Source organism: Sphingomonas sp. (genome assembly GCF_031380695.1).
Taxonomy (GTDB): domain Bacteria; phylum Pseudomonadota; class Alphaproteobacteria; order Sphingomonadales; family Sphingomonadaceae; genus Sphingomicrobium.
On sequence record NZ_JANMWY010000284.1, the window covers coordinates 1 to 4,165 of the forward strand.

General features: G+C 66.7%; 5 protein-coding genes and 1 pseudogene. All 6 read left to right on the plus strand.

Annotated features, from left to right (window positions below; all coding sequences use genetic code 11):
- Window positions 1-337, plus strand: a pseudogene (locus tag RMN84_RS10265) (ribonucleotide-diphosphate reductase subunit alpha); the annotation flags it as partial.
- Between the two features lie 179 nt (window positions 338-516).
- Window positions 517-888, plus strand: coding sequence for a DUF559 domain-containing protein (locus RMN84_RS10270; protein ID WP_309612080.1), 372 nt, complete (start codon window positions 517-519; stop codon window positions 886-888).
- Window positions 885-3,116, plus strand: a complete 2,232-nt coding sequence (locus RMN84_RS10275) for a transferrin receptor-like dimerization domain-containing protein (protein ID WP_309612076.1) — start codon at window positions 885-887, stop codon at window positions 3,114-3,116. Before RMN84_RS10270 ends, RMN84_RS10275 begins: the two co-directional genes overlap by 4 nt.
- A complete protein-coding gene (locus tag RMN84_RS10280; RefSeq protein WP_309612077.1) occupies window positions 3,113-3,355 on the plus strand; it encodes a hypothetical protein in 243 nt (80 codons plus the stop codon). The genes RMN84_RS10275 and RMN84_RS10280 overlap by 4 nt, the downstream gene beginning before the upstream one ends.
- Complete coding sequence (locus RMN84_RS10285; RefSeq protein ID WP_405051477.1) at window positions 3,238-3,840, plus strand: PepSY domain-containing protein; 603 nt, start codon at window positions 3,238-3,240, stop codon at window positions 3,838-3,840. The genes RMN84_RS10280 and RMN84_RS10285 overlap by 118 nt, the downstream gene beginning before the upstream one ends.
- Before the next feature lie 47 nt (window positions 3,841-3,887).
- A partial coding sequence (locus RMN84_RS10290) for a ribonucleotide-diphosphate reductase subunit beta (RefSeq protein WP_309612079.1) occupies window positions 3,888-4,165 on the plus strand: 278 nt, incomplete at its 3' end.

Sequence of the window (4,165 nt, forward strand, 5' to 3'; positions counted from 1 at the left end):
GCACCTCGATTTCCTGACGCAGGACGAGAAGGACACCTACAAGACGTCGTTCGAGATCGACCAGCGCTGGCTGCTCGAACTCTCGGCCGACCGCACGCCCTACATCGACCAGGCCCAGTCGCTGAACCTGTTCATCCCCGCCGACGTCGACAAATGGGACCTGATGATGCTCCACTTCCGCGCGTGGGAGCTGGGCATCAAGTCGCTCTATTACCTCCGCTCGAAATCGGTCCAGCGCGCCGGTTTCGCCGGCGGGGTCGAGGCCGACAATACGGCGGAAGCACCCAAGTACGAGCTGTCGACGACGGACTACGACGAGTGTCTGGCGTGTCAGTAGGATTAGAATCCTCCCCCCTTGTGGGGGAGGTAGGTGGGGGGCCAGCGGCGTCTGCCGCTGAAAAGACTCCTGCCGACGAGTCCTTGTTGGCGTCGTCTGCAAGTGCAGTCGCCGCGCCCCCACCCAACCCTCCCCACAAGGGGGAGGGCTTTAGAAGGCTGAACCTTCCTCCCGGCGCAATCGCTCGTGCCCGCGGCTTGCGTCGAAACATGACCCCGGCCGAACGCAAGCTTTGGGCCGCCCTCCGCCTGTCCTTCCCCGACCATCACTGGCGCAAGCAAGTTCCCTTTGCCGGCTACACCGCCGACTTCTGCTCGCATCGCCACAAGCTCATCATCGAAGTCGATGGCGGCCAGCACGCCGAAACCAGCGAATACGACGCCACGCGCACGCGCTATATGCAACAAGAAGGATACCGAGTGATGCGTTTCTGGAACAACGACGTGATGGGCAATGTCGAAGGCGTCGTTGCGACCATCGTCGACGCATTGTCACCCTCACCTTTCCGGGCTTCGCCCTCCTTTCCTCTCCCAAAGGGAGAGGAAAAGTGAAGCATCTCCTTCTTACCACGGCTCTCCTCGCCCTCGCCTCCCCCGCGCTCGCCGACCCCGCCTCCACCGCCCGCGAAGCCCAGTTCGATGCCCTCATCAGCGCGCCCGAGCAGATGCAGTGGCTGCAGACCATGTCGTCCGCGCCCAACCACGTCGGCTCGCCGCACGACAAAGCCAACGCCGACATGCAGCTCGCGCTGTTCAAACAATGGGGCTGGGACGCGCATATCGAGCAATTCGACGTGCTCTACCCGACACCGATCTCGACCACGCTCGAGATGATCGCCCCGACCCGCGTCACGCTCGGTGGGCAGGAGCCGGCGATCCCGCAGGACCCGACCTCGGCCAACACTGCCGGCGCGCTCCCGCCCTATGTCGCATTCCAGGGCGATGGCGACGTCACTGCACCCCTGGTCTACGTCAATTACGGCATGCCCGACGATTATGAAGCGCTCGAACAGCGCGGGATCAGTGTCAAGGGCAAGATCGCCATCGCCCGCTATGGCGGCGGCTGGCGCGGGTTGAAGCCAAAACTCGCGCAGGAACATGGCGCGATCGGCTGCCTGATCTATTCCGACCCGGCCAACGACAGCTATGCCGAGGCCGACCCCTATCCGCGCGGCGGCGGGCGCCCCGAACATGGCGTGCAACGCGGCTCGGTGATGGACATGACGACCTTCCCCGGCGATCCGCTGACCCCCGGCATCGGTGCCGTCCCCGGCGCCAGGCGGCTGACCCGCGCCAATGCCCCGACGATCCTCAAGATCCCGGTCCTGCCGATCTCCTATGCCGACGCCGGCAAGCTCATCGCCGGGCTCCACGGTCCGCTCGTCAGCGGCAAGGAGCGCGGCGGGCTCGGCATGGCCTATCACTGGGGCGGGACCGACGCCGTCCGCGTCCACCTCGCGGTCAAGTCCGACTGGTCGTTGAAGCCGATCTACAATGTCATCGCGACGATGAAGGGCTCGACCGATCCCGATCACTGGATCGTGCGCGGCAATCATCGCGACGGATGGGTGTTCGGCGCGGCCGATCCGCTGACCGGCCAGGTCGCACTGATGGCCGAAGCCAAGGCGCTCGGCGCGCTCGCGGCGCAGGGTTGGCGACCGGCGCGAACGATTATCTATGCCAGCTGGGACGCCGAGGAGCCCGGGCTGATCGGATCTACCGAATGGGCCGAACAGCACGCCGCCGAATTGAAGGCCAAGGCGCTCATCTACATCAACACCGACAATAACGGCCGTGGCTTCCTCCAGGCCGAGGGCAGCCACGAGCTGCAGCGCTTCGTCAATTCCGCCGCGCGCGATGTGACCGACCCCCAGGCCGGGACGCCGGTCCTCGATCGCGCCCGCGCCGCGCTCCTCGCCGGCCATTATCTCGTCCCGGGCAGCGTCGATGCGGTCGACTATGACGCAGCCAAGGCCGGCGGCGACCTGCCCCTCGGCGCGCTCGGCTCGGGCTCCGACTATAGCGCCTTCCTCCAGCACCTCGGCATCGCCTCGCTCCACATTGGCTTCGGTGGCGAGGACCAGGCGGCTGGCAGCTATCATTCGATCTACGACAGCTACACCCACGTCATCCAGTTCGACGATCCCGGCCTCGCCTATGCGGCGACCCTGTCGAAGCTGGTCGGGCGGCTCGTCCTGCGCGCCGCCGACGGACCGCGAATCCCCGCCCAGTACGGCGATCTGGCCCGCACCGTCGCCCGTTACGTGACCGAGGTCGAGAAGCTCGACGTCGACCAGCGCGAGAAGGACCGCGCCCTCGCCGACATCCGCCGCGAAGGCTATTTCGCGCTCAGCAAGTCGCCGACCGACCCGCTGACCGTCCCGCGCGATCGTGGCATCACCCCGCTGCTCGACATGCTGCCGCTCGACAATGCGTCCGACCATCTGTCGCGCGCCGCCTCCGCCGCCGACGCGATGCTGGCCAAGGGCGACGCCCTGCCCCCCGCGACCCGGGCAAAGATTGATGCGATGCTCGGCACCATCGCCCAGCTGCTGACCGATCCGCGCGGCCTGCCGGGACGGCCGTGGTTCACCAACCTCGTCTACGCCCCCGGCACGCTCACCGGTTACGGCGCCAAGACCCTGCCCGGGGTGCGCGAAGCGATCGAGCAGCGCCGCTTCGACGACGCCCGCACCTACATCGACCGCACCGCTGCGGCGATCGAAGCCTATGCGGCGAGGCTCGACGCCGCCGTCGCCCTGGCGAAAGCGCCGGCATGACCGACGCCAACACCCTGTTCGTCGTCGCGGGGGCGATCCTGCTCGTCGCGGGCCTTATCACGCTAGTGCGCCCGGCGATCGTCCGCCGCCTCTTCTCGATCAGGGACGGCGAGCCGGCGAAATACGGCCTGCTCATCGCCGGCATGATGCTGACCGCGTTCGGCATGCTGCTCGCCGGTTTCGCGATCGGCTATACCACCGCCGCACCGCTCGACCTCACCCCGCAGACCAGCTCGTGAAGATGCGTCGTTACCACCGCTGGCTGGCACCCCTCTTCGCGATCGTCCTGCTGTGGATAGCCGTGACCGGCCTGACCATCCAGTTCATCAAGCTGTCGACCCCGGCCAAGCCCGCCGCCACCGCGGCCGCCGACAGTGACGAAGCAAGCGCGCCCAGCCTCATCTCCGCCGCCCAGGCGCACGAGCATGACGAGGCCGCCAAGCCCGCGGTCGCGGCGACCCCCGCGCCCGTCGCAATGGCGGCGAACGCCACCCCCGCCCCGCCCGAAACCGACATCGACCGCATCCGCCGCGAGCGCCACGACCTCAGCGAGTTCGTCATGGACCTCCACTCGGGCAAGGTCCTCGGCACGTTCGGCACCTGGCTGTCGATCGTGTCGGGCGTAGTCCTGATCTTCCTCGCCGGCTCGGGCCTGTGGATGTACGTCCAGATGTACCGCCGTCGCGAACATCGCCACAGCCATCCGCGCCGGCTGTTCTGGTGACCCCGCCCCGCACCCCCCATATCCCTCGTTAAGACTGGAGAGCCGCAATGCCCCTTCTCGAAGCCCGCAAGCAGTATAAGCCGTTCGAATACCCCTGGGCGTTCGATTATTGGAAACGCCAGCAGCAGATCCACTGGATGCCCGAGGAAGTCCCCCTCGGCGAGGATTGCCGCGACTGGGCGCAGAAGCTCTCCGACCATGAGCGCAACCTGCTCACGCAGATCTTCCGCTTCTTCACCCAGGCCGATGTCGAGGTGCAGGACTGCTATCACGAAAAATACAGCAGCGTGTTCAAGCCGACCGAGATCAAGATGATGCTCGCCGC